The following is a 22,065-nucleotide window of genomic DNA, read 5'->3' as shown; positions in this document are numbered from 1 at the left end:
TCGGGAGCCGGCGGCAGGCGATGGATCAGCTCAATTCACCACACAGATCCAGCTCGACCAGGCGCCGTACTTCGGCGTTTTCCAGACCTGCGCCCAGCAATGCATGCAACTTGCCGAACGCCGCTTCACGGGTCATGCCGCCACCCGACAGCACGCCAACACCACGCAAGCGACTGCCGGCCTCGTACACATCCAGCTCGACGCCACCTTCATGGCATTGAGTGACGGCTACCACGACAACAGCGTTATCGCGCGCCCGCTCAAGGCTGGCGAGAAACTCAGGATTGTCGCTCGGCCCAGTGCCGCTGCCGTAGCACTCCAGCACCAAACCCTGAGTGCCGCTATCTAGCAGGCCGTTCAGGACTTCGGCGCCAATGCCGGGGAACAGCGGCAGTACGGCGACTTTCGCCAGTTGCTTGGGCTGGTTGTAGGTCAACGGCGCTGGCAGCGAAGTCGCCTTCACACCGCCGCCCTGACGCTCAAGTCGCTTGAATGGATGGCGACCAAAGCTGCGCACTTTCGCGCAATGGGTCGGGTCCAGCAGTTCGCCGTGGAAGTACAGATGCACGCCCGGCGCCAAGCCATGGCCGAGGGCGACCAGCGCGCCGCTGAGGTTTTCCCAGGCATCGCTGTCGGTCACGCCGGCCGGCAGCATCGAGCCGGTAAAGCAGACGCGCGCATGCAGGTCGAGCAATTGAAAGCTCATGGCCGCCGCGCTGTAGGCCAGGGTGTCAGTGCCGTGCAGGATCAGCACGCTGTCGCAGCCCTGGACATCAACCGCATCGACCACCGCTTCACGCAGTTGCTGCCAGTAGGCCGGGGTCATGTTGGCGCTGTCGATCAGCGGGCTCATCTCGCGAAAGCGCCACTGTGGCACCACCAGTTCAGGCTGGCTGTGCAGGTAGTCGCGCATCCGCGCTTCAAAACCGGACGCCGGGGCCAGGCCATGGGCGCTGGCTTGCATGCCGATGGTGCCGCCGGTGTAGAGCACCATGACGTGCTGGGCGGCAGGATAGGTCGAGGAATTCATGGAGGTTCTCCGGAGAACGACGAGTTCCTGTGGGAGCGGGCTTGCTCGCGAAAGGGCCAGCACATTCAACATCAATGTTGACTGGGCAACCGCTTTCGCGAGCAGGCTCACTCCCACAGGGTACTTCGAACTTTAACCGATCAGCGTTGCGCTGCGGGTACGCCTTTGAGCTCAGCTTCGGCCTTGGTGGCGGCGGCTGGCGGGTTGGCAGGCCAGGCTTGCAGGTCCAGGTCCAGGTCCGGGAACTTGCTCGAATCGAACACCGGAGTCTTGATGCCGGCAGAACGCTGGTCATCGTAGTCACGCAGGATGCGCATGCCGACCTTGAACAGCAGGAACAGCGCGATCAGGTTCACGAACGCCAGCATGGTCATGGTGATGTCGGCGAAAGCGAACACCGTGCCTAGGTTTTCGATGGCACCCCAGAAGATCAGCACCAATACCAGCGCGCGGTAACCGATCAACGCTGCGCGGTTTTCACCGATCATGAAGCGCAGGTTGCTCTCGCCCAGGTAGTAGTTGTAGAGGATCGAGGTGAACACGAACAACGACAGGGCCACGGAGATGAAGCTGCGACCCCAGTCACCGACCACGGCGGCCAGGGAGTTCTGGGTCAGGGCAATGCCGTCGCCTTCGAAGCCCGGAGTGTAGAAGCCCGAGAGCAGGATCAGCAACGCGGTGCAGGTGCAGATCACGAAGGTGTCGAGGAACACGCTGAACGCCTGAACCACGCCTTGTGCCACCGGGTGCTCGACCGACGCGACCGCCGCCACGTTTGGCGCACTGCCCAGGCCGGCTTCGTTGGCGAACACGCCACGTTTCACGCCCATGACGATGGCGCTGCCGATCAGGCCGCCAAAGGCCTGGTCGAGACCGAAAGCACTTTTGACGATGGTCATCAGCATCGCTGGAACGTGGTCGAATTGCAGCACGATCACGTAGATGGTTACGCCGATGTACACCAGGGTTTTCACCGGTACCAGCAGATCAGCGACCTTGGCGATACGCTTGATGCCACCGATGAACACCAGGCCCAGCAACACGGCCAGCGCAGCGCCAGTGTACGTTGGGTCAAGGTCGAAGGCGTTCTTCAGCGAGTGAGTCACTGCGTGGGATTGCAGGCCGTTGAAGGCGAAGCCGAAGGTGATCAGCAGCAGGAACGCCATGATCATCCCCAACCAGCGTTTCTGCAGGCCGTGCTGGATGTAATAGGACGGGCCGCCGCGATAAGTACCGTCGGAGTCGCAGCGCTTGTAGAGCTGGCCGAGGGAGCATTCGAAGAAGCTGCTGGACATGCCGACCAGCGCGGTCACCCACATCCAGAACACCGCACCTGGCCCGCCGAGGGTCACGGCGATGCCGACACCGGCGATGTTACCTGCACCGACACGGCCGGCGAGGCTGAGCATCAGGGCCTGGAACGAGCTGAGTTGACCGGCGCTGCTTTTGAGGCTGTCGCGGAATACCGCGAACATGTGGAAGAAGTGGCGCAATTGAACGAAACGCGAGCGGATCGTGAAGTAGCTACCGAGCCCGACAATGAGCACGATCAGTACTTTCCCTGAGAGGAAGTCGTTAATGACTTCGAGCATGGATTATTCCTCGCTGTTTTTTGTTTAAGCAAATGCTGGAGGGGTAGAAACATCGCGTTACACCGGCTTGCGCGTGGCATGGCAGGTGAGGCGAAGTTCGTCCCGGTCCATATCGCGGGTTGTTATTAGGTCGGGTTTCGCATGGGTTTGGGCCTCGTTACCGACGACCGCTCACGCGAAGAGGGGCGGCACTATACCTATCAGTGCGTTGCCCGTCTGCACGATTGTGGTGCAAGCGACGGTACGAAGCTTTGAAACACCCGACGTTACCGGCGTCGGGCTTATGTGAAAGCTGTTTCATGTGGGAGTGGTCTTGCTCGCGAATACGGTCTTGGATTCACCATTTCTGGTCACTGACACACCGACTTCGCGAGCAGGCTCGCTCCCACATTTTTCAGCGTTCAAACATTCTGTTGTTGCCGCAAAAGAGTTAAAAAAAAGGGCTTGGAGAACGAATCCCCAAGCCCTCAAAAGGTGAGAGGTGTCTAGTCCCTCGACCTGGTGAGCGTGCAGCGTTCGATCAAGCCTTGAGCGGGACCAGACGCGGAGCAATCATGTTTTCCGGGCGCAGGATGTCGGCGAGCATTTCGTCGTCGAGCAAGCCTTCTTCGCGCACCAGTTCCAGCACGCCGCGGCCGCTTTCGAGGGCGATACGGGCGATGCGGGTGGCGTTTTCATAGCCGATGTACGGGTTCAGCGCGGTGACCAGGCCGATCGAGTGCTCGACCAGTTCGCGGCAGCGCTCTTCGTTGGCGGTGATGCCGACGATGCAATGCTCGCGCAGCATGTCCATGGCGCGTTGCAGCAGGCGGATCGAGTCGAAGATTTTGAACGCGATCAGCGGCTCCATCACGTTCAGTTGCAGTTGGCCGCCTTCGGCCGCGATGGTCAGGGCCAGGTCGTTACCGATGATCTGGAACGCCACTTGGTTGACCGCTTCCGGTATCACCGGGTTGACCTTGCCGGGCATGATCGAACTGCCTGGCTGACGCGCCGGCAGGTTGATTTCGTTGATGCCGGTGCGTGGGCCGCTGGACAGCAAGCGCAAGTCGTTGCAGATCTTCGACAGCTTGACCGCGGTGCGCTTGAGCATGCCGGAGAACAGCACGAAGGCGCCCATGTCGGAAGTGGCTTCGATCAGGTCGGCGGCTGGCACCAGCGGTTGACCGCTGATCAGGGCCAGGCGCTCAACGGCCAGGTGCTGGTAACGCGGGTCGGCGTTGATGCCGGTGCCGATTGCGGTGCCGCCCAGGTTTACTTCAGTCAGCAGTTCCGGGGCCAGCGTCTTCAGACGGGCCAAGTCTTCGCCCAATGTGGTGGCGAAAGCGCGGAATTCCTGGCCGAGGGTCATCGGCACAGCATCTTGCAACTGGGTGCGGCCCATTTTCAGGACGTGAGCGAATTCCTGACCTTTGGCGGCGAACGCCTGGATCAGGCTGTCGAGGCTGGCCAGCAGCGCGTCGTGACCCAACAGCAGACCCAGACGGATCGCGGTCGGGTAGGCGTCGTTGGTCGACTGCGCCATGTTCACGTCGTTGTTCGGGTGCAGGTATTGGTATTCGCCTTTCTGGTGACCCATGGCCTCCAGCGCGATGTTGGCGATGACTTCGTTGGCATTCATGTTGGTCGAAGTGCCAGCGCCGCCTTGAATCATGTCCACCACGAACTCTTCGTGGAAATCGCCGCGGATCAGTCGTGCACAGGCTTCGCTGATGGCAGCGTGCTTGGCTTCGCTCAGATGACCCAGCTCGCGGTTGGCGTCAGCAGCGGCTTGTTTAACCATGGCCAGGCCGACAACCAGCTTCGGGTAATGCGAAATCGGAACGCCGGAGAGACGGAAGTTGTTCACCGCTCGCAGGGTCTGGATGCCGTAATACGCTTGAGCGGGTACTTCGAGTACGCCAAGCAGGTCTTTTTCTGTGCGGAAAGATGCAGCGGAGGACATGATAGAAATCATCTCGATATGGACCCGGTCTGTGCCGGAACGCTGCAAATGCTAGGCTTGTGAAGAATTTTGGGCCAATGCTGTTAAGCGCTGGCCTATGCACATTCGGCATAATGCCCATGTGACGCCGTGTGTGCGGCGAGCGTGTGACCTAATTTGGTGCGTGTCCGGGAGGGCGTGATGAATCTGGAAAGTAAATGGCTGGAGGACTTTAGCGCCCTGGCCGCCACCCGCAGCTTCTCCCAGGCTGCGGAACGGCGCTTCGTGACCCAGCCTGCATTTAGCCGGCGGATCCGCAGCCTTGAAGCCGCATTGGGGCTGCAATTGGTCAACCGCTCGCGCACGCCGGTCGAGCTGACAGCGGCGGGGCAGTTGTTTCTGGTGACGGCGCGCACGGTGGTCGAGCAGTTGGGCGAAGTGTTGCGCCATCTCCATCACCTGGAAGGCGGGCAGGGCGAAGTGATGCAGGTGGCGGCGGCTCACTCGCTGGCACTGGGCTTCTTCCCGCGCTGGATCGCGCAGTTGCGTAATGAAGGCCTGAACATTGCCACGCGGCTGGTGGCGACCAACGTGGGTGATGCCGTGCATGCCCTGCGCGAAGGCGGTTGCGATTTGATGCTGGCGTTCTACGACCCGGACGCGGCGATGCAGATGGACCCGGAAATCTTTCCGTCGCTGCATTTGGGCCAGACGGAAATGCTGCCGGTGTGCGCGGCGGATGCCGAGGGCAAGCCGCTGTTTGATCTGGAAGGCGAGGGCAGTGTGCCGTTGCTCGCTTACAGCGCCGGCGCGTTTCTGGGTCGTTCGGTGAACCTGCTGCTGCGCCAGCGCGCCCTGCGATTTACCACCATTTATGAGACCGCCATGGCCGACAGCCTGAAAAGCATGGCGCTGGAAGGGCTGGGGATTGCCTGGGTGCCGCAACTCAGCGTACGCGCCGAACTGGCTCGCGGTGAACTGGTGGTGTGCGGCGGCCCGCAATGGCACGTGCCGCTGGAGATCCGTTTGTATCGCTGTGCGCTGGTCAGGAAGGCTAACGTGCGGTTGCTGTGGCGCAAGCTGGAAGGTGGGGCAGCGGCTGGAGCGTGAAGGTGTTGCAGGTGCTGCAGGTGCGAGAAGTATCTCGCGCCTGCGGCAGGTGTTAGTACAGACTGTCAACGTACGCTTTTATGCGCTTTCCGTTTCCTTCACTGAATACATAGCAATTCGATCTCAGTGGCAGGGGTTCGAACATAAAGGTTTCACACCACCATCCGTTATAAAGTACTTCGCCTTCTTCATGGACAGCATTAAATGTATGCCCCAGTTCGTGACCTACTATCTGCTTGAAATCAAGCGAAGCAATGGCAGAGTTCCCAGGCTGGGTTGCGATGCCTCCCATTCCTCCAAAGAGCGGACTGCCGTTTATGAAGTCGTTGGTGATTAAAAGGACTCGATCGTTACGGGAGAAGCGGAACTCATTGCTGTCATGTCGTTCTTTTCTATAGTTCCATGTCAGTTCATTCCAGCGGTCAAACATGGCTTTAGGCTCTTCAGCTTTGTAATGGAAGTTTGTATACGGTGGCCGGCTTCGATCAAAGACTGGGTGGATTTTACGGCTGGTTATTTTTTCAAATTCCGTCGTAAAGGGACGGATATTCTCAACATAGGCTGTACTTCGTTTTGATTCTGGAACGTCGTCGTGGAAAAGGACGAAGAGTCGAAAAGGGTTGTCACGATCGTCGATAAGCCCGACCGGTTTATTGAGTGCGTTGGCACTGATGCTGAACATCAATGTGATGGTAAGTGCAAATAGCCTGAGTAAAATGGGCATAGGTAGTTCTCAAGGAGAGGAAGCTCTCGATAGGGTTGCAAGTTAGAGTTTTAGCTTAAGTTACAGTTGTTCTTTCTGGTGCTGTTTCGATATATACCATGCGAGTGCCTGTAGTGTTTGTTTGAGCACTCGTGGATGTATTGCGCAGTATGTTTTGGGGAGAAATGAGCAGGGAGCTTAGTTGAGGTCTTTTGATGTTTCGCCAGAGTTGCATGTCGAATCAAAATCAGTTGTGATCCTTTGACTTTCGAGTCAGCAAAGACGCCTTTCTGCGGCACATGACAGATGGTCGCTACGGGGGCTGTTTATCTGCTTCATTGAGGTATACTGCGCGGCCTTCGGCCGGTTCGTCCGGCCATAATTCGTACAATCAAGCCACGCATTTTGCGTGGCTTGTTGTTTTTTGACGCGCCTGCGGGCGCCCAGAGAGAAGAGGCACGACGATGAGTGCACTGGTTGGCGTGATCATGGGCTCCAAGTCCGATTGGTCCACCCTTAGCCACACCGCCGATATGCTGGAAAAGCTCGGCATCCCTTACGAGGTGAAAGTGGTCTCTGCCCACCGCACCCCGGACCTGCTGTTCCAGTATGCCGAAGAGGCTGAGGCGCGTGGCATCGAGGTGATTATCGCCGGTGCCGGTGGCGCGGCTCACCTGCCTGGCATGTGTGCGGCCAAGACCCACCTGCCGGTGCTCGGCGTACCGGTGCAGTCGTCGATGCTCTCGGGCGTCGATTCGCTGCTCTCGATCGTGCAGATGCCAGCGGGCATCCCGGTTGCCACCCTGGCCATCGGCAAGGCTGGCGCGATCAACGCGGCGTTGTTGTCGGCGAGTATCCTGGGCGCCAAGCACCCGCAGTTCCACGCCGTGCTGAAAACTTTCCGTGCTGAACAGACAGACAGCGTCCTGGACAATCCAGACCCACGCATCGCCTGAGGTTGTTGACGATGAAGATCGGTGTAATCGGTGGCGGCCAGTTGGGCCGCATGTTGGCGTTGGCGGGCACTCCGCTGGGCATGAACTTCGCTTTCCTGGATCCGGCACCGGATGCCTGTGCCGCCGCGTTGGGCGAGCATCTGCGGGCCGATTACGGCGATCAGGATCACCTGCGCCAACTGGCCGATGAAGTCGACCTGGTGACTTTCGAGTTCGAAAGTGTCCCGGCTGAAACCGTGGCCTTCCTGTCGCAGTTCGTCCCGGTCTACCCGAGCGCCGAAGCCCTGCGCATCGCCCGCGATCGCTGGTTCGAGAAGAGCATGTTCAAGGACCTGGGGATTCCTACCCCGGCGTTCGCCGACATCCAGTCGCAAGCCGATCTGGATGCTGCTGTCGCTTCGATCGGTCTGCCGGCCGTGTTGAAAACCCGCACCTTGGGTTACGACGGCAAGGGCCAGAAAGTCCTGCGCAAACCGGAAGACGTGGTCGGCACCTTCGCCGAGCTGGGCAGCGTGGCCTGCCTGCTGGAAGGCTTCGTGCCGTTCACCGGTGAAGTCTCGCTGATCGCCGTGCGTGCCCGCGATGGCGAAACACGCTTCTATCCGCTGGTTCACAACACCCACGACAGCGGCATCCTCAAGCTGTCCGTGGCCAGCACCGATCACCCGCTGCAAGCCTTGGCTGAAGACTACTCCAGCCGTGTGCTCAAGCAGCTGGAGTATGTCGGCGTGATGGCGTTCGAATTCTTTGAAGTCGACGGTGGCCTCAAGGCCAACGAAATCGCCCCGCGCGTGCACAACTCCGGGCACTGGACCACCGAAGGCGCCGAGTGCAGCCAGTTCGAAAACCACCTGCGGGCCATTGCCGGTCTGCCGTTGGGTTCGACGGCCAAGATCGGCGAGAGCGCGATGCTGAACTTCATCGGCGTTGTTCCGCCGGTAGAGAAAGTCATCGCCATCGACGACTGCCATCTGCACCACTATGGCAAGGCGTTCAAGGTCGGCCGCAAGGTCGGTCACGCCAATCTGCGGTGTGCAGATCGCGAGACGCTGGCGGCGCAGATACTCAAGGTCGAAGCCCTCATCGCCGAATAGTTTCATGTGGCAGCGGCGGAACCTTCAGTGTCCGCCGTTCTCTGATGGCAGGATGCCAAAGTCTGTCTAGGCTTTCGCATAACCAACCAATCAGAGGGAAATGCCATGGGAATTATCGGAACCATCTTTATCGGCTTGATCGTCGGCCTGCTGGCACGGTTCCTGAAACCGGGCGATGACAGCATGGGTTGGATCATGACCATCCTGCTCGGTATCGGCGGTTCGCTGGCGGCCACTTACGGCGGCCAGGCGCTGGGCATTTACCAGGCTGGCCAAGGCGCTGGCTTCATCGGTGCACTGGTCGGTGCGATCGTGTTGCTGGTGGTCTACGGCCTGATCAAAAGAAACTGATTCAAGCGACAAAGTCCTCTCGGCTGCGCAGGCCGAGAGGGCTAGAATGCTCGCCATTCCATCGACTCTCCCTTTGCCGAGCATCTCCATGCGCCGTCTTCTGTTGACCCTTTTATTCCTGGGCTCGGGCCTTGCCCATGCCGGCGAACTGCCGGAAACCGACTGGCTGGAACTGATGCCCAAGTCGGACCAGAAAGCCCTCGAAGCCATGCCCGAAATCGACCACAACACCCCTGAAGGCGATGGCACCTTTACGTCAAAGGGTGGCATGAAGCAGGGCAAGGGTTTGCCGGCGGTGATGTACTCGACTAAAACCGTGCCGTCGATGAACGACAAGAACATCCGCATCGGTGGTTACCCGGTGCCGCTGGAGTCCGATGCCAAGGGCCGCAGCACGCTGTTCTTCCTCGTGCCCTACCCGGGCGCCTGCATCCACGTGCCGCCACCGCCGCCTAACCAATTGGTGCTGGTGCGTTATCCGAAAGGCTTGAAGCTGGACGATATCTACACACCGCTGTGGGTGACCGGCACGCTGAAGATCGAAAAGGTCAACAACGAACTGGCCGACGCGGCGTATGCGCTGGATGCGGCGAAGGTGCGGGTGGTGAAAGAGTCGGATTTGTAGCGTTTGGTGGATCGATTCGCGGGCAAGCCTCGCTCCTACAGGATATGCGCTGACCTGTAGGAGCGAGGCTTGCCCGCGAAGCTTTTAAAGTGGTTTGCTACCGATGCTCACGCCCAGTGTATGACTGGCACCCGCCGCCAGGTTCACCACATCGTCCATCACATTCGCCGTCTCGATGCATAGCATGCGCTGCCAGCCATCTTCGGCCATGTCGCTGAATGCTGCTGCGCGATCAATCCACGGATTCCAGATCACCGCCGTGCGCGAACCGCTGCTGGTCAGCTCGATGCGCCGTTCCCAGGCCGGGTCGACAATGCTCAGCTTCGCCGGAACATTCAGGTAGATGCGGTCGGTCTCGCCGGTAAAAGCCAGATCGCCGGTCTGCGTGGCCGTGGCCCAGTCCTTGGTCGTATCGATGTAACTCAAGCCATCCAGCCCTTCGACTTGCACGTTGCGCACATCGCTGACGGCGAAATAACTGTGCAACGCCTGGCTGATCGTCACGGTTTCTGTGCCGCGGTTGTGACTGGTCAGGCTGATGTGCAGTTGTTCATCCAGACGAATGCTCAGCTTCAAGTCCACCTGATGCGGCCAGCCCGGAAAACCGCCTTCGGGGTAGGGCAGGATAAATTCTACCTTCAGGCTTTCACCCTCGGCTTCGATGCCACCCAGTTCCCAATCTGTCGCCCGGACAAAGCCGTGAGCGGCAGCGGGTTCACTGCTGACGCGCATCGCCTGCACGCTCTGGGGGTTGCGCGGGAAGTTGCCGAACCACGGCCAGCACACCGGCACACCGGCGCGGATGCTCTTGCCGGTCTTGAACACTGCCTCGTCGTTGAGCCAGATCAGTGGCGGTTGCCCGGCCAATTGATAACTGAGGATGTGCGCGCCTTGCTGGGCCACCAGCAGTTCGGCCTGACCGTGGCGAATGCGCCAGCAGTTCAGTTCATCCAGTTTGACGGCTTCAACGTTTGGCGTGCTCATGGGGACAACTCTCAATTTGGAACAGGACTGCAATGGACCGCGAAATGCGCGCTGTGTTTAGCGCGCTCTTGGCGGGCACGAACGGGTGCGACCGCTGCCGTCGATGGCGACAAACACAAATACCGCTTCAGTCACTTTACGCCACTCACTGGACAGCGGATCGTCGCTCCAGACCTCGACCATCATCTGGATCGAGCTGCGGCCGATTTCCAGGGCCTGGGTATAGAAGGAGAGCTGAGCGCCCACCGCCACCGGAACCAGGAACGCCATGCGGTCGATCGCAACGGTCGCGACGCGGCCACCCGCGACTTTGCTGGCCATTGCGGTGCCGGCCAAATCCATCTGCGCCACCAGCCAGCCGCCGAAAATATCGCCAAAGCCGTTGGTTTCGCGTGGAAGTGCAGTGATTTGCAGGGCCAGGTCGCCTTGCGGGATTGGATCTTCTTGTTCGAGCTCTATCATGCCGGGGGTGCCTCTTACCCGTGACTCTACGTTGGTCTTTCAGGTGAATAGCCGTCTTCAAGAAAAACGATTCAGCCCGAACATACTACGTTCGTTACGTTTTTCGTAAGGCGCCTAAAGGGAAACTCTGCGAAATCGCCTGTGAAGCCCGGCAGGCGTTTTCGCACAGCAACCCTTACAAACTGTTGCAAGATTGCGAGTATATCGGTCGGTAGACTCCGAGACGACCGTCCGGTTCTCATTTCGACCGTCAAATACGCACCTCTATGTGCTTTTTCGAACAATTTGCTATCGTGCGGACCTGCCCAAGCCTCCGCCAGCGTTGTTGGGGTTGCAGATCCGACTATAAGAGAAGCCCTTGCCATGACCACAGCGCCCTCGAGCACTGCGCAGCCAACGCAATCCGCACGTCCGTTGACCCGCAACGATTACAAGACCTTGTCGCTGTCCGCCCTGGGCGGCGCGCTGGAGTTCTACGACTTCATCATCTTCGTGTTCTTCGCCACCGTGGTCGGCAAGTTGTTCTTCCCGGCCGACATGCCCGAGTGGCTGCGCCTGATGCAGACCTTCGGCATCTTCGCCGCTGGCTACCTGGCGCGTCCGTTGGGCGGCATCGTCATGGCGCACTTCGGCGACCTGCTGGGGCGCAAGAAGATGTTCACCTTGAGCATTTTCATGATGGCTGTGCCGACCCTGATCATGGGCCTGCTGCCAACCTACGCGCAGATCGGCATGTGGGCGCCGATCCTGTTGCTGCTGATGCGGGTGATTCAGGGCGCGGCGATTGGTGGTGAAGTACCCGGCGCCTGGGTCTTCGTTTCCGAACACGTGCCCCAGCGGCACATCGGCTACGCCTGCGGCACCCTGACCAGCGGTCTGACGGCCGGCATCCTCCTGGGTTCGCTGGTCGCCACGGCGATCAACAGCATTTACACCCCGGTGGAAGTGTCGGATTACGCCTGGCGGATCCCTTTCCTGCTCGGCGGCGTGTTTGGCCTGTTCTCGGTCTACCTGCGCCGCTGGCTCCACGAAACCCCGGTGTTCGCCGAACTGCAACTGCGCAAGGCCCTGGCCGAAGAAGTGCCGCTGCGCGCGGTGCTGCGCGACCATCGCGGGGCGATCGTGATTTCCATGCTGCTGACCTGGCTGCTGTCCGCCGGGATCATCGTGGTCATCCTGATGACCCCGACCGTGCTGCAGACTGTCTACCACTTCACCCCGACCACCGCGTTGCAGGCCAACAGCCTGGCAATTGTGTTCCTGAGCCTGGGTTGCGTGGCGTCCGGGGCGCTGGCTGATCGTTTCGGCGCCGGTCGGGTGTTCGTGTTCGGCAGTGCGTTGCTGCTGCTGAGTTCGTGGACCTTCTACCACAGCCTGTTCGATCACCCGGATTGGCTGTTCCCGATGTACGCCGTGACCGGTCTGCTGGTCGGCACCATCGGCGCCGTGCCGTACGTGATGGTCAAAGCCTTTCCGGCGGTGGTGCGCTTCAGCGGCCTGTCGTTCTCCTACAACCTGGCCTACGCGATCTTCGGCGGCTTGACCCCGATGATCGTGACGTTGCTGCTCAAGGAAAGCCCGATGGGGCCTGCCTATTATGTGGCGATCATTTGCGGGGTCGGGATTCTGGTGGGTGCTTATCTTTGGAAGAAGGGGCGTTAAGGCGACTCTTTGCGCTTTTGGTGCTGACGCCTTCGCGAGCAAGCCCGCTCCCACATTGAAATGCGGTCAACTGTGGGAGCGGGCTTGCTCGCGAAGAACGATGACGCGAATTATCCCGCAATAAACTGAATGCTGGCCTTTCATCCAATTGTCATATTTCAGCCATAGAGTGTTCATACGGCCCGCTGATACTTGGCCCCGACTTAACACACCCTATCTGCTAGGAGTAAGGCATGAAACTGAAGCGTTTGATGGCGGCAATGACTTTTGTCGCTGCTGGCGTTGCGACTGCCAACGCGTTCGCCGCTGTTGACCCTGCTATCCCGAGCTACACCAAAACCACTGGTGTGTCGGGCAACCTGTCCAGCGTCGGCTCCGATACCCTGGCCAACCTCATGACCCTGTGGGCTGAGAACTACAAAAAAGAATACCCGAACGTAAACATCCAGATTCAGGCCGCTGGCTCTGCCACTGCGCCACCTGCGTTGACTGAAGGCACCTCTAACCTGGGCCCGATGAGCCGCAAAATGAAGGACACCGAACTGGCTGCCTTCGAGCAGAAGTACGGTTACAAGCCAACCGCTATCCCGGTTGCCGTGGACGCCCTGGCGGTGTTCGTGCACAAAGACAACCCGATCCAGCACCTGACCATGGAACAAGTCGACGCGATCTTCTCCTCGACTCGTCTGTGCGGCGCTAAAACCGACGTTAAAACCTGGGGCGACCTGGGTGTGACCGGCGACCTGGCCAACAAGCCGGTTCAACTGTTCGGTCGTAACTCGGTATCCGGCACTTATGGCTACTTCAAAGAAGAAGCCCTGTGCAAAGGCGACTACAAGCCAAACGTCAACGAACAACCAGGCTCGGCTTCGGTCGTGCAGTCGATCAGCTCCTCGCTGAACGGCATCGGTTACTCGGGCATCGGCTACAAGACTGCTAGCGTGAAAACCGTAGCCCTGTCGAAGAAAGGCAGCACCGAGTTCATCGAAGACAGCGAAGAAAACGCACTGAACGGCAAATACCCGCTGTCGCGTTTCCTCTACGTGTACGTCAACAAAGCCCCGAACAAGCCTCTGGCACCGCTGGAAGCCGAGTTCGTGAAACTGGTTCTGTCCAAACAGGGCCAGGAAGTTGTAGTGAAAGACGGCTACATCCCACTGCCGGCCAAGGTTGCTGCAAAAGCACTGGCTGACCTGGGTCTGCAAGAAGGCGGCGCTGAAGTCGCAAAGAAGTAACACCCTAGGTCCGGGGCTCGCCCCGGACCTGTGTAGGAGCTGACGAGTGAAACGAGGCTGCGATCTTTTGATCTTGCAGTTAAAAGCCAGATCAAAAGATCGCAACCTCGGTGCCCTCGACAGCTCCCACATACCCCAAAATTTTCGGTCCTCTGCCAGTACCCTCTGGCGGCGGATTTGTTGCGTCACTGCATTGTCATCTTTCTGTCATACAGGATCGCTAGGGTGTGCGCATGAATGATCTGGCCAATTCCACCATGACTACCAATCCCCCCAAGCGAATTGACTTCAATACGCCTGAGTTGCAACGCAAGCGCCGAATTCGTGCGCTCAAAGATCGCCTGACCCGCTGGTACGTCCTCGTCGGCGGCCTCGCCGTCCTCGGCGCGATCACGCTGATCTTTTTCTTCCTTGCCTACGTGGTTGCGCCGCTGTTCCAGGGTGCCAGCCTGACCGCCAAGGACGCCATCACGCCGGCCTGGATTCAAGACGCCGGCAAACCGCTGATGATCTCTCTGGAAGAACAGAACCAGGTCGCCATGCGGGTTTCCGACAAGGGCCAGGCGCTGTTCTTCGACATCGACAGTGGTGCCGAACTCAAGCGTGTCGATCTGCCGATTCCGGCCGGCACCACCGTGACGTCCATCGGCGAAGACCAGCCAGGTCATCCGCTGGTCGCGGTCGGTCTGTCCAACGGTCAGGCGCTGGTGTTCCGTCACACGTATAAAGTCAGCTACCCGGACAACAAGAAAACCATCTCGCCGGCCATCGATTTCCCGTACGGCGATACCCCGATTGCGCTGAACGAGGCGGGCGGGGCGCTGGAGCACGTCAGCCTCAACGCCACCGACACCACGCTGATGCTGGTCGGCTCCACCGGTTCGCAACTCAATGTGCTCTCGCTGACCAGCGAAGAAAACATGATGACCGGCGAAGTCACCAACGAGCAGAAGCGCATCGACCTGCCGCAAATGACCGAGCCGGTGAAGAACATCTTCGTCGACCCGCGCCAGCAATGGTTGTACGTGATCAACGGGCGTGCCCAGGCCGACGTGTTCAGCCTGCGCGACAAGAGCCTTAACGGTCGCTACAAACTGCTGGAAAACGGCGATGCCGAGATTACCGCCAGCACCCAATTGGTGGGCGGTATCTCGCTGATCATGGGTGACTCCAAGGGTGGTCTGGCCCAGTGGTTCATGGCCCGCGACCCGGATGGCGAACTGCGCCTGAAGCAGATCCGCAACTTCCAGATGGGCACTACGCCAATCGTTGAAATCACCGCTGAAGAGCGTCGCAAAGGCTTCATCGCCCTCGATGCGTCCGGCAAGCTCGGCGTGTTCCACAGTACCGCGCACCGCACCTTGCTGGTTGATCAAGTGGTTGAGGGGCAGGGGATTTTCGGTCTGTCGCCACGGGCCAACCGCGTGATCGTGGAAGCCGGCGGCAAGATTCAACCGCTGCTGCTCGACAACCCGCACCCGGAAGTATCGTGGAGCGCGTTGTGGAGCAAGGTCTGGTACGAGAACTACGACGAGCCTAAATACGTCTGGCAATCGACCGCAGCCAACACCGACTTCGAACCCAAGCTGAGCTTGTCTCCGCTGACCTTCGGTACCTTGAAAGCCGCGTTCTACGCCATGCTACTGGCCGCGCCACTGGCCGTCGCTGCGGCGATCTACACCGCGTACTTCATGGCCCCGGGCATGCGTCGCAAGGTCAAACCGGTGATCGAGCTGATGGAAGCGATGCCGACGGTGATCCTCGGTTTCTTCGCCGGCCTGTTCCTCGCACCGTATGTAGAAGGGCATTTGCCGGGCATCTTCAGCTTGCTGATGCTGCTGCCGATTGGTGTGCTGGTGGCCGGTTTCATCTTCAGCCGTCTGCCTGAGTCCATCCGCCTGAAAGTGCCGGACGGCTGGGAAGCCGCGATTCTGATCCCGGTGATCCTGTTTGTGGGCTGGCTCTCGCTGTACATGAGCCCGTACATGGAAACCTGGTTCTTCGGCGGCGACATGCGCATGTGGATTTCCCACGACCTGGGCATCACCTACGACCAGCGCAACGCCTTGGTAGTCGGTCTGGCCATGGGTTTCGCGGTGATCCCGAACATCTACTCCATCGCCGAAGACGCCGTGTTCAGCGTGCCTCGCGGCCTGACCCTCGGTTCCCTGGCCCTCGGTGCCACGCCGTGGCAGACCATGACCCGCGTGGTGATTCTGACCGCGAGCCCGGGCATCTTCTCGGCGCTGATGATCGGTATGGGCCGCGCGGTCGGTGAAACGATGATCGTGCTAATGGCCACCGGTAACACTCCGGTCATGGAAATGAACCTGTTCGAAGGCCTGCGCACCCTGGCCGCCAACGTCGCGGTGGAAATGCCGGAGTCGGAAGTCGGCGGCAGCCACTACCGCGTGCTGTTCCTCTCGGCGCTGGTGCTGCTGTTGTTCACCTTCGTCATGAACACCCTCGCGGAGCTGATTCGTCAGCGTCTGCGCAAGAAATACTCGTCGCTTTAAGAAAGGTAGAAGTCTGTGAAACAGAACTCCCTGAAAGGATGGTTCAAGAGCGGCGCCCCCGGCGTCTGGATCAGCGGTGGCGCGGTGTCCATCGCGGTCATCATGACCATTGGCTTGCTGGCAGTAATTGCCGTGCGCGGTCTGGGCCACTTCTGGCCGGCAGACCTGGTGCACGCCAGTTATGACGTGCCGGGCCAGGCCAATCATTTGGTCATCGGCGAAGTGGTGCAGAAAGAAGAAGTGCCCCGCGAGCGTCTGAAAAGCGCGGGCCTGCCGGTGCCTGATGTCGGCCCGGAGTTCATGACCCGCGAGCTGATCAAGGTCGGCAACCGTGACTTGAACGGCAACGACTTCACCTGGATCGTTGGCGAGTGGCTGACGAACCAGAAGACGCCGCCAGAACTGATGACCATCGAGCGTCGCGAGTGGGGCAACTTCTACGGTTACCTGGTCAACGTCAAAGAAGACGGCAAGGTGATCGCCGAAGGTGAGGCGGCGTGGCCGGAGTTGCAGGCTCGTGTCGATCGCGTCAACAAGCTCGCGGCACAGCTCAAGACCCTGGAGAAATCCGACATCGGCGCGGTCAACGCCGGTCTGGAACGCATCCGTCTGCACGGTCGCAAACTGGAACTGGCCGGCAAGCTCGATGCCACCGCGCAAGCCGACATGGACGCAGAAAAGGCTGAACTGAACGCCCGTTATCAGGACATCGAAGCGCGCCTCGGCGACCTGCACGCCCAGTTCAACCGCGACAGCCTCACCGCTCGCGATGCCAACGGCAAAGAGCTCGAAATCGGCATCGGCAAGGTGGTGCATGCCTACCAGCCGAACGCCATGGGCACCTTTACCAAGATCGGCTTCTACTTTGGCAAGGTCTGGGAATTCCTGTCCGACGACCCGCGTGAAGCGAACACTGAAGGCGGGATTTTCCCGGCGATTTTCGGCACCGTGATGATGACCCTGATCATGGCGATGATCGTGACCCCGTTCGGCGTGCTGGCAGCGGTTTACTTGCGTGAATACGCCAAGCAAAACGCCCTGACCCGGATCATCCGCATCGCCGTGAACAACCTGGCGGGCGTTCCGGCGATCGTTTACGGGGTGTTCGGCCTGGGCTTCTTCGTCTACGTACTCGGCGGCTCGCTGGACCGGATCTTCTTCCCCGAAGCCTTGCCGGCGCCGACCTTCGGTACGCCGGGCCTGCTCTGGGCCTCGCTGACGCTGGCACTGCTGGCGGTGCCGGTGGTGATCGTGGCCACTGAAGAAGGCCTGGCGCGGATTCCTCGCACCGTGCGTGAGGGCTCGTTGGCCCTCGGCGCGACCAAGGCTGAAACCTTGTGGAAGATCGTGCTGCCGATGGCCAGCCCGGCGATGATGACCGGCATGATCCTCGCCGTGGCCCGTGCCGCCGGTGAAGTGGCGCCGCTGATGCTGGTAGGTGTGGTGAAACTGGCGCCGTCGCTGCCGGTGGACGGCAACTACCCGTACTTGCACCTTGACCAGAAGATCATGCACTTGGGCTTCCATATTTATGACGTGGGCTTCCAGAGCCCGAACGTCGAAGCGGCCAGACCGCTGGTGTACGCCACCGCGCTGTTGCTGGTGCTGGTAATCGCCACGTTGAACCTGTCGGCCGTGTACATACGCAACCACCTGCGCGAGAAGTACAAAGCGCTGGATAGCTGATCACGCCGCACTGATTTTTATGTGGGAGCGAGCTTGCTCGCGATGCAGGCGACGCGGTTTAAGTTGAAACCGCAGTGATGCCATCGCGAGCAAGCTCGCTCCCACAAAAACCGAACCGAATTTGTTAGCACAGGGAGCCTCCCATGCAGCACGAAGCACATACCCACGGCATCAACATGTCTGCCCTGGGCCGCGACAAACAGAGCCTGAGTCTCGAGCAGGAAACCGTGGCCATTGAAGTACCTGGCCTGAGCCTGTTCTACGGCGAGAAACAAGCGCTGTACGACGTCAGCATGAACATTCCGAAACAGCGCGTGACGGCCTTCATCGGCCCGTCCGGCTGCGGCAAGTCCACGCTGCTGCGCACCTTCAACCGCATGAACGACCTGGTGGACGGTTGCCGCGTCGAAGGCGCGATCAACCTCTACGGCAACAACATCTACCGCAAGGGCGAAGACGTGGCCGAGCTGCGTCGCCGGGTGGGCATGGTGTTCCAGAAGCCGAACCCGTTCCCGAAAACCATCTATGAAAACGTGGTCTACGGTCTGCGCATCCAGGGCATCAACAAGAAGCGCATCCTCGACGAAGCCGTCGAGTGGGCACTGAAAGGCGCGGCGTTGTGGGACGAAGTCAAAGACCGTCTGCATGAATCGGCACTCGGCCTGTCCGGTGGTCAGCAGCAACGTCTGGTGATCGCCCGCACCATCGCCGTGGAGCCGGAAGTGCTGCTGCTCGACGAACCGTGCTCGGCACTCGACCCGATCTCCACGCTGAAAGTCGAAGAGTTGATCTACGAACTGAAATCCAAGTTCACCATCGTGATCGTGACCCACAACATGCAACAGGCCGCGCGGGTTTCCGACTACACGGCGTTCATGTACATGGGCAAACTGGTGGAATTCGGCGACACCGACACCTTGTTCACCAATCCGGCGAAGAAGCAGACCGAAGACTACATCACCGGTCGTTACGGCTAGGAAGCTGTTGTTGCTCACTGAACTGACGCTGCGGTCCACCGCACCTTACCGGACGCTCCAAGGACGCCAACATGATTAGCAAAGAAGGCCTTACCCATCACATCTCCGCGCAGTTCAACGCCGAGCTCGAGGAAGTGCGCAGCCACCTCCTGGCCATGGGCGGGCTGGTGGAAAAGCAGGTCAACGACGCGGTGACCGCGCTGATCGAGGCCGACTCCGGCCTGGCCCAGCAGGTGCGCGAGATCGACGACCAGATCAACCAGATGGAACGCAACATCGACGAAGAATGCCTGCGCATCCTGGCCCGTCGGCAGCCGGCGGCGTCCGACTTGCGTCTGATCATCAGCATCTCCAAATCGGTGATCGACCTGGAGCGCATCGGCGACGAAGCGACCAAGATCGCCCGCCGCGCCATCCAGTTGTGCGAAGAAGGCGAAGCGCCGCGCGGTTATGTCGAGGTGCGCCACATCGGCGACCAGGTGCGCAACATGGTGCGCGACGCGCTGGATGCGTTTGCCCGTTTTGACGCTGACCTGGCATTGTCGGTCGCGCAGTACGACAAGATCATCGACCGCGAATACAAGACCGCCCTGCGTGAGCTGGCGACCTACATGATGGAAGACCCACGCTCTATCTCACGGGTCTTGAGCATCATTTGGGTGCTGCGTTCCCTGGAGCGCATCGGCGACCACGCGCGCAACATCTCCGAGTTGGTGATTTACCTGGTGCGCGGCACCGATGTGCGACACCTTGGCCTCAAGCGCATGAAAGAAGAAGTTGAAGGCACAAGTGGCGAAACCGCTAATGTTCCGGGCAAAGCTGACGATAAGTAAGATTGCCTGAGAAAAGCGCCCGGCCCTTTGGCTGGGCGTTTTTGTTTGCGGCGAATGAATTCGAAAGCAGCACCCGCGAACGAAAAGTCCCGGCGTGACTGAAGGTTTTTGGCAATGTGCCATCAGCAAAGCGGTATGCTTGCCGGGATTTTTTAAAGGGGTTGTGGATGAGTAAGGTCAGTGTGTTGGTCGTGGACGATGCGTCGTTCATTCGTGACCTGGTGAAGAAGTGCCTGCGCAACTACTTCCCGGGCATCCGGATAGAAGATGCGGTCAACGGCAAGAAGGCTCAGGCGATTCTGGCGCGTGAAGCGTTCGACCTGGTGCTGTGTGACTGGGAGATGCCGGAAATGTCCGGGCTGGAACTGCTGACCTGGTGCCGCGAGCAGGACAACCTCAAGACCATGCCGTTTGTGATGGTGACCAGCCGTGGCGACAAAGAGAACGTGGTCCAGGCAATTCAGGCCGGCGTTTCCGGTTATGTCAGCAAGCCGTTCACCAACGAGCAACTGCTGACCAAGGTCAAGCAGGCGCTGAACAAGGTCGGCAAGCTCGACACCTTGATGAACAGCGCGCCGACCAAGATGAACTCGGCGTTCGGCAATGATTCCCTGAGCGCCCTGACCGGTGGCAAGGCTGAGGTGGTCGGTGCTGCCCCCGTCAACCCGTTCGCCAAACCTGTCGCCGCTGCGCCAGCCCCGGCGGCCGCGCCGTCCCGTGGCCTGCTCAACAGCCCGCCGGTCAAGGCACCGGCTGCATCGGCCGCACCTGCCGGCGGTCGTGGCCAGGGCCAATTGCGTCTTTCGAGCGGCACTCAAGCCTGCGTGATCAAGGCCTTGAGCCTCAAGGAAGCGCTGCTGGTGGTCAAACGCACCGACATCCTGCCGCAAGTGCTAGAAAGCGCAGTGCTCGACCTGGAACAAGGCGACAACGCCGAAACCGCACGCCTGAACGGCTACCTGCACGCCATCGTCGCCCACGAACCCAAGCCCGACAGCGACTGGCTGCAACTGACCTTCCGCTTTGTCGATCAGGATGCACAGAAGCTCGACTACATCTCCCGCCTGATTGCCCGTGGTACTGCGCAGAAGCATTTCATTCCCGGCGCGTAATCTTCGTCGCCTGTCAGTAAGCCTTCGCGGGCAAGCCTCGCTCCTATATTGGAATGCATTCCAAGTGTGGGAGCGGGCTTGCTCGCGAAGGCGCCATCAAATTCACCGCACATCTCCCGAACATCCCATTTTGAAACATCTGCCGACTACTCAGGTCCATTGCACCTGCTAGGCTCCTTTCCAGGCCTTATTCGACAGACTCTTGCCCATGCTCGCGCGCCTGCTGTTTTTCTGTGGTCTTTTCGTGGCCTCCACCTCGGCTGTGGCCATGACCATTTACAAATCCACCGATGCCAATGGCGTGGTCTCCTACAGCGACCGCCCCACGAAAGGCTCCCAGGTGTTTGTCTTTCGGGACCGGATGGTCGAGCACCTGGAGCGCCAGGTGTACCTCGACATCAAGAAGCAGAAGGGCGTCGACGTGGTGTTTGTGCGCAACGATCTGTATGCGCCGGTGGAGGTCGAGCTGAGTTTTGCCGGGTTGAGCAACGTCAAAGGTGCGCCGAGCCAGCCGATTCGCCGGGTCTTGCCGGCGCGCAGCAACTCGCGCCTGGCGCTGCTCAAGGCGATAACCAGTGGCAAGCCGCTGGTGTATACCCCGAGCTTCCAATATTCCATGGGCGACCCTTCAGGCGCCGCTCAGAGCTATCGTTATCCCTTCCCCTGGCGTGGCGGTCCGTTTCGCTTGAGTCAGGGCGCCAATGGCCAATACAGCCACTTCGGGGCCAAGAACCGCTACGCGATGGACATCGCCATGCCCGAAGGCACGCCGATCATCGCAGCGCGGGCCGGGATGGTGGTGAAAACCGAGAATGACCAGAGTGGCCGTGGCAATGATCCGTCCGGCAATTTCGTGCGGGTGTTGCACGACGACGGGACCATGGGCGTGTACCTGCACCTCAAGCAAGGTTCGGTGAGCGTACGAGAAGGTCAGCGGGTGGCGGTGGGCAGCGCGTTGGCGTTATCGGGCAACACCGGCAACAGCAGTGGGCCGCACCTGCATTTCGTGGTGCAGCGCAATACCGGGTTGGGGTTGGTGTCGATTCCGTACCAGTTCAATCAACCGGTGGGGGCGTTGCCCAACTTTGCGTTGGGCAAGCAGTGACAGGGGAAGATCAAAAGATCGCAGCCTTCGGCAGCTCCTACATTTGGAATGCATTTCCCTGTCGGAGCTGCCGAAGGCTGCGATCTTTTGAGATCAATGCGGTTTCCC

Annotated in this window: 19 protein-coding genes; 13 read left to right on the top strand and 6 right to left on the bottom strand. The window is 59.8% G+C overall.

Features of this window, described 5'->3' with window-relative positions; genetic code table 11:
- Positions 1-25: 25 nt before the first annotated feature.
- From LOY68_RS31555 to aspA, 3 genes are all read right to left on the bottom strand, one after another.
- Positions 26-1,030, bottom strand: a complete 1,005-nt coding sequence (locus tag LOY68_RS31555; RefSeq protein ID WP_265041924.1) for an asparaginase — start codon at positions 1,028-1,030, stop codon at positions 26-28.
- Between the two features lie 140 nt (positions 1,031-1,170).
- Positions 1,171-2,622 (bottom strand): alanine/glycine:cation symporter family protein, encoded by a 1,452-nt coding sequence (locus LOY68_RS31550; RefSeq protein WP_054048313.1) that lies wholly within the window; start codon positions 2,620-2,622, stop codon positions 1,171-1,173.
- A 520-nt stretch (positions 2,623-3,142) separates the two neighbouring features.
- Positions 3,143-4,567 (bottom strand): aspartate ammonia-lyase, encoded by a 1,425-nt coding sequence (gene aspA, locus LOY68_RS31545; protein WP_008150027.1) that lies wholly within the window; start codon positions 4,565-4,567, stop codon positions 3,143-3,145.
- A 180-nt stretch (positions 4,568-4,747) separates the two neighbouring features.
- Between aspA and LOY68_RS31540 the strand changes: the two genes are divergently transcribed.
- Positions 4,748-5,656: a LysR substrate-binding domain-containing protein gene (locus tag LOY68_RS31540; RefSeq protein WP_163910603.1), complete on the top strand. Its 909-nt coding sequence runs from the start codon at positions 4,748-4,750 to the stop codon at positions 5,654-5,656.
- A 52-nt stretch (positions 5,657-5,708) separates the two neighbouring features.
- Here LOY68_RS31540 and LOY68_RS31535 read toward each other — a convergent pair whose 3' ends face one another.
- Positions 5,709-6,380 carry a hypothetical protein gene (locus LOY68_RS31535; RefSeq protein WP_265041922.1) on the bottom strand — a complete coding sequence of 224 codons (672 nt, stop codon included), beginning with the start codon at positions 6,378-6,380 and terminating at the stop codon, positions 5,709-5,711.
- 443 nt (positions 6,381-6,823) lie between these two features.
- Here LOY68_RS31535 and purE point away from each other — a divergent pair, with 443 nt between their 5' ends.
- The 4 genes from purE (at position 6,824) to LOY68_RS31515 (ending at position 9,385) form a co-directional block, all read left to right on the top strand.
- A complete protein-coding gene (purE, locus tag LOY68_RS31530; protein ID WP_019694319.1) occupies positions 6,824-7,315 on the top strand; it encodes a 5-(carboxyamino)imidazole ribonucleotide mutase in 492 nt (163 codons plus the stop codon).
- Between the two features lie 11 nt (positions 7,316-7,326).
- Entirely contained in the window at positions 7,327-8,409 is a 1,083-nt protein-coding gene (locus LOY68_RS31525; RefSeq protein WP_265041919.1) for a 5-(carboxyamino)imidazole ribonucleotide synthase, read from the top strand.
- Between the two features lie 105 nt (positions 8,410-8,514).
- Entirely contained in the window at positions 8,515-8,760 is a 246-nt protein-coding gene (locus LOY68_RS31520; protein ID WP_054048319.1) for a GlsB/YeaQ/YmgE family stress response membrane protein, read from the top strand.
- 88 nt (positions 8,761-8,848) lie between these two features.
- The gene (locus LOY68_RS31515) at positions 8,849-9,385 is read left to right on the top strand and encodes a DUF3299 domain-containing protein (protein ID WP_265041916.1); all 537 of its coding nucleotides are present in this window, start codon (positions 8,849-8,851) and stop codon (positions 9,383-9,385) included.
- An 84-nt stretch (positions 9,386-9,469) separates the two neighbouring features.
- On the opposite strand, the gene LOY68_RS31510 is transcribed toward LOY68_RS31515, so the two are convergent.
- Both LOY68_RS31510 and LOY68_RS31505 read right to left on the bottom strand, forming a co-directional pair.
- On the bottom strand, positions 9,470-10,369 hold the full coding sequence (locus tag LOY68_RS31510; protein WP_265041914.1) for a D-hexose-6-phosphate mutarotase: 900 nt from the start codon (positions 10,367-10,369) through the stop codon (positions 9,470-9,472).
- 57 nt (positions 10,370-10,426) lie between these two features.
- Positions 10,427-10,831, bottom strand: coding sequence for an acyl-CoA thioesterase (locus LOY68_RS31505; protein WP_054048323.1), 405 nt, complete (start codon positions 10,829-10,831; stop codon positions 10,427-10,429).
- 363 nt (positions 10,832-11,194) lie between these two features.
- Here LOY68_RS31505 and LOY68_RS31500 point away from each other — a divergent pair, with 363 nt between their 5' ends.
- The 8 genes from LOY68_RS31500 (at position 11,195) to LOY68_RS31465 (ending at position 21,957) form a co-directional block, all read left to right on the top strand.
- The gene (locus LOY68_RS31500) at positions 11,195-12,493 is read left to right on the top strand and encodes an MFS transporter (RefSeq protein ID WP_054617070.1); all 1,299 of its coding nucleotides are present in this window, start codon (positions 11,195-11,197) and stop codon (positions 12,491-12,493) included.
- A gap of 233 nt (positions 12,494-12,726) precedes the next feature.
- Entirely contained in the window at positions 12,727-13,728 is a 1,002-nt protein-coding gene (locus LOY68_RS31495; RefSeq protein ID WP_054048327.1) for a phosphate ABC transporter substrate-binding protein PstS, read from the top strand.
- A gap of 482 nt (positions 13,729-14,210) precedes the next feature.
- Complete coding sequence (locus tag LOY68_RS31490) at positions 14,211-16,244, top strand: ABC transporter permease subunit (protein WP_177331488.1); 2,034 nt, start codon at positions 14,211-14,213, stop codon at positions 16,242-16,244.
- A gap of 15 nt (positions 16,245-16,259) precedes the next feature.
- On the top strand, positions 16,260-17,930 hold the full coding sequence (pstA, locus tag LOY68_RS31485; protein ID WP_265041909.1) for a phosphate ABC transporter permease PstA: 1,671 nt from the start codon (positions 16,260-16,262) through the stop codon (positions 17,928-17,930).
- Positions 17,931-18,073: 143 nt separating this feature from the next.
- Positions 18,074-18,907 (top strand): phosphate ABC transporter ATP-binding protein PstB, encoded by an 834-nt coding sequence (gene pstB / locus LOY68_RS31480; protein ID WP_007934504.1) that lies wholly within the window; start codon positions 18,074-18,076, stop codon positions 18,905-18,907.
- A 71-nt stretch (positions 18,908-18,978) separates the two neighbouring features.
- Complete coding sequence (gene phoU / locus LOY68_RS31475; protein WP_008150055.1) at positions 18,979-19,740, top strand: phosphate signaling complex protein PhoU; 762 nt, start codon at positions 18,979-18,981, stop codon at positions 19,738-19,740.
- A 167-nt stretch (positions 19,741-19,907) separates the two neighbouring features.
- Complete coding sequence (locus tag LOY68_RS31470; protein ID WP_054617068.1) at positions 19,908-20,852, top strand: response regulator; 945 nt, start codon at positions 19,908-19,910, stop codon at positions 20,850-20,852.
- 208 nt (positions 20,853-21,060) lie between these two features.
- Positions 21,061-21,957 (top strand): peptidoglycan DD-metalloendopeptidase family protein, encoded by an 897-nt coding sequence (locus tag LOY68_RS31465; RefSeq protein ID WP_163910610.1) that lies wholly within the window; start codon positions 21,061-21,063, stop codon positions 21,955-21,957.
- The last annotated feature ends 108 nt before the right edge of the window (positions 21,958-22,065 follow it).

The sequence above is a fragment of the Pseudomonas sp. B21-053 genome, from assembly GCF_026016365.1.
Classification (GTDB): domain Bacteria; phylum Pseudomonadota; class Gammaproteobacteria; order Pseudomonadales; family Pseudomonadaceae; genus Aquipseudomonas; species Aquipseudomonas nunensis.
This window is presented reverse-complemented; position numbering and strand designations above follow the sequence as displayed.

What these genes read in the sequence shown, in the direction of transcription:
- LOY68_RS31525 (WP_265041919.1), top strand. Translation starts at nt 7,327, where the DNA reads ATGAAGATCGGTGTAATCGGTGGCGGCCAGTTGGGCCGCATGTTGGCG.
- phoU (WP_008150055.1), top strand. Translation starts at nt 18,979, where the DNA reads ATGATTAGCAAAGAAGGCCTTACCCATCACATCTCCGCGCAGTTCAAC.
- LOY68_RS31515 (WP_265041916.1), top strand. Translation starts at nt 8,849, where the DNA reads ATGCGCCGTCTTCTGTTGACCCTTTTATTCCTGGGCTCGGGCCTTGCC.
- LOY68_RS31495 (WP_054048327.1), top strand. Translation starts at nt 12,727, where the DNA reads ATGAAACTGAAGCGTTTGATGGCGGCAATGACTTTTGTCGCTGCTGGC.
- purE (WP_019694319.1), top strand. Translation starts at nt 6,824, where the DNA reads ATGAGTGCACTGGTTGGCGTGATCATGGGCTCCAAGTCCGATTGGTCC.
- LOY68_RS31555 (WP_265041924.1), bottom strand. Translation starts at nt 1,030, where the DNA reads ATGAATTCCTCGACCTATCCTGCCGCCCAGCACGTCATGGTGCTCTAC.
- LOY68_RS31510 (WP_265041914.1), bottom strand. Translation starts at nt 10,369, where the DNA reads ATGAGCACGCCAAACGTTGAAGCCGTCAAACTGGATGAACTGAACTGC.
- LOY68_RS31470 (WP_054617068.1), top strand. Translation starts at nt 19,908, where the DNA reads ATGAGTAAGGTCAGTGTGTTGGTCGTGGACGATGCGTCGTTCATTCGT.
- LOY68_RS31505 (WP_054048323.1), bottom strand. Translation starts at nt 10,831, where the DNA reads ATGATAGAGCTCGAACAAGAAGATCCAATCCCGCAAGGCGACCTGGCC.
- LOY68_RS31465 (WP_163910610.1), top strand. Translation starts at nt 21,061, where the DNA reads ATGCTCGCGCGCCTGCTGTTTTTCTGTGGTCTTTTCGTGGCCTCCACC.
- LOY68_RS31535 (WP_265041922.1), bottom strand. Translation starts at nt 6,380, where the DNA reads ATGCCCATTTTACTCAGGCTATTTGCACTTACCATCACATTGATGTTC.
- LOY68_RS31500 (WP_054617070.1), top strand. Translation starts at nt 11,195, where the DNA reads ATGACCACAGCGCCCTCGAGCACTGCGCAGCCAACGCAATCCGCACGT.
- pstB (WP_007934504.1), top strand. Translation starts at nt 18,074, where the DNA reads ATGCAGCACGAAGCACATACCCACGGCATCAACATGTCTGCCCTGGGC.
- LOY68_RS31520 (WP_054048319.1), top strand. Translation starts at nt 8,515, where the DNA reads ATGGGAATTATCGGAACCATCTTTATCGGCTTGATCGTCGGCCTGCTG.
- LOY68_RS31540 (WP_163910603.1), top strand. Translation starts at nt 4,748, where the DNA reads ATGAATCTGGAAAGTAAATGGCTGGAGGACTTTAGCGCCCTGGCCGCC.
- LOY68_RS31550 (WP_054048313.1), bottom strand. Translation starts at nt 2,622, where the DNA reads ATGCTCGAAGTCATTAACGACTTCCTCTCAGGGAAAGTACTGATCGTG.
- aspA (WP_008150027.1), bottom strand. Translation starts at nt 4,567, where the DNA reads ATGTCCTCCGCTGCATCTTTCCGCACAGAAAAAGACCTGCTTGGCGTA.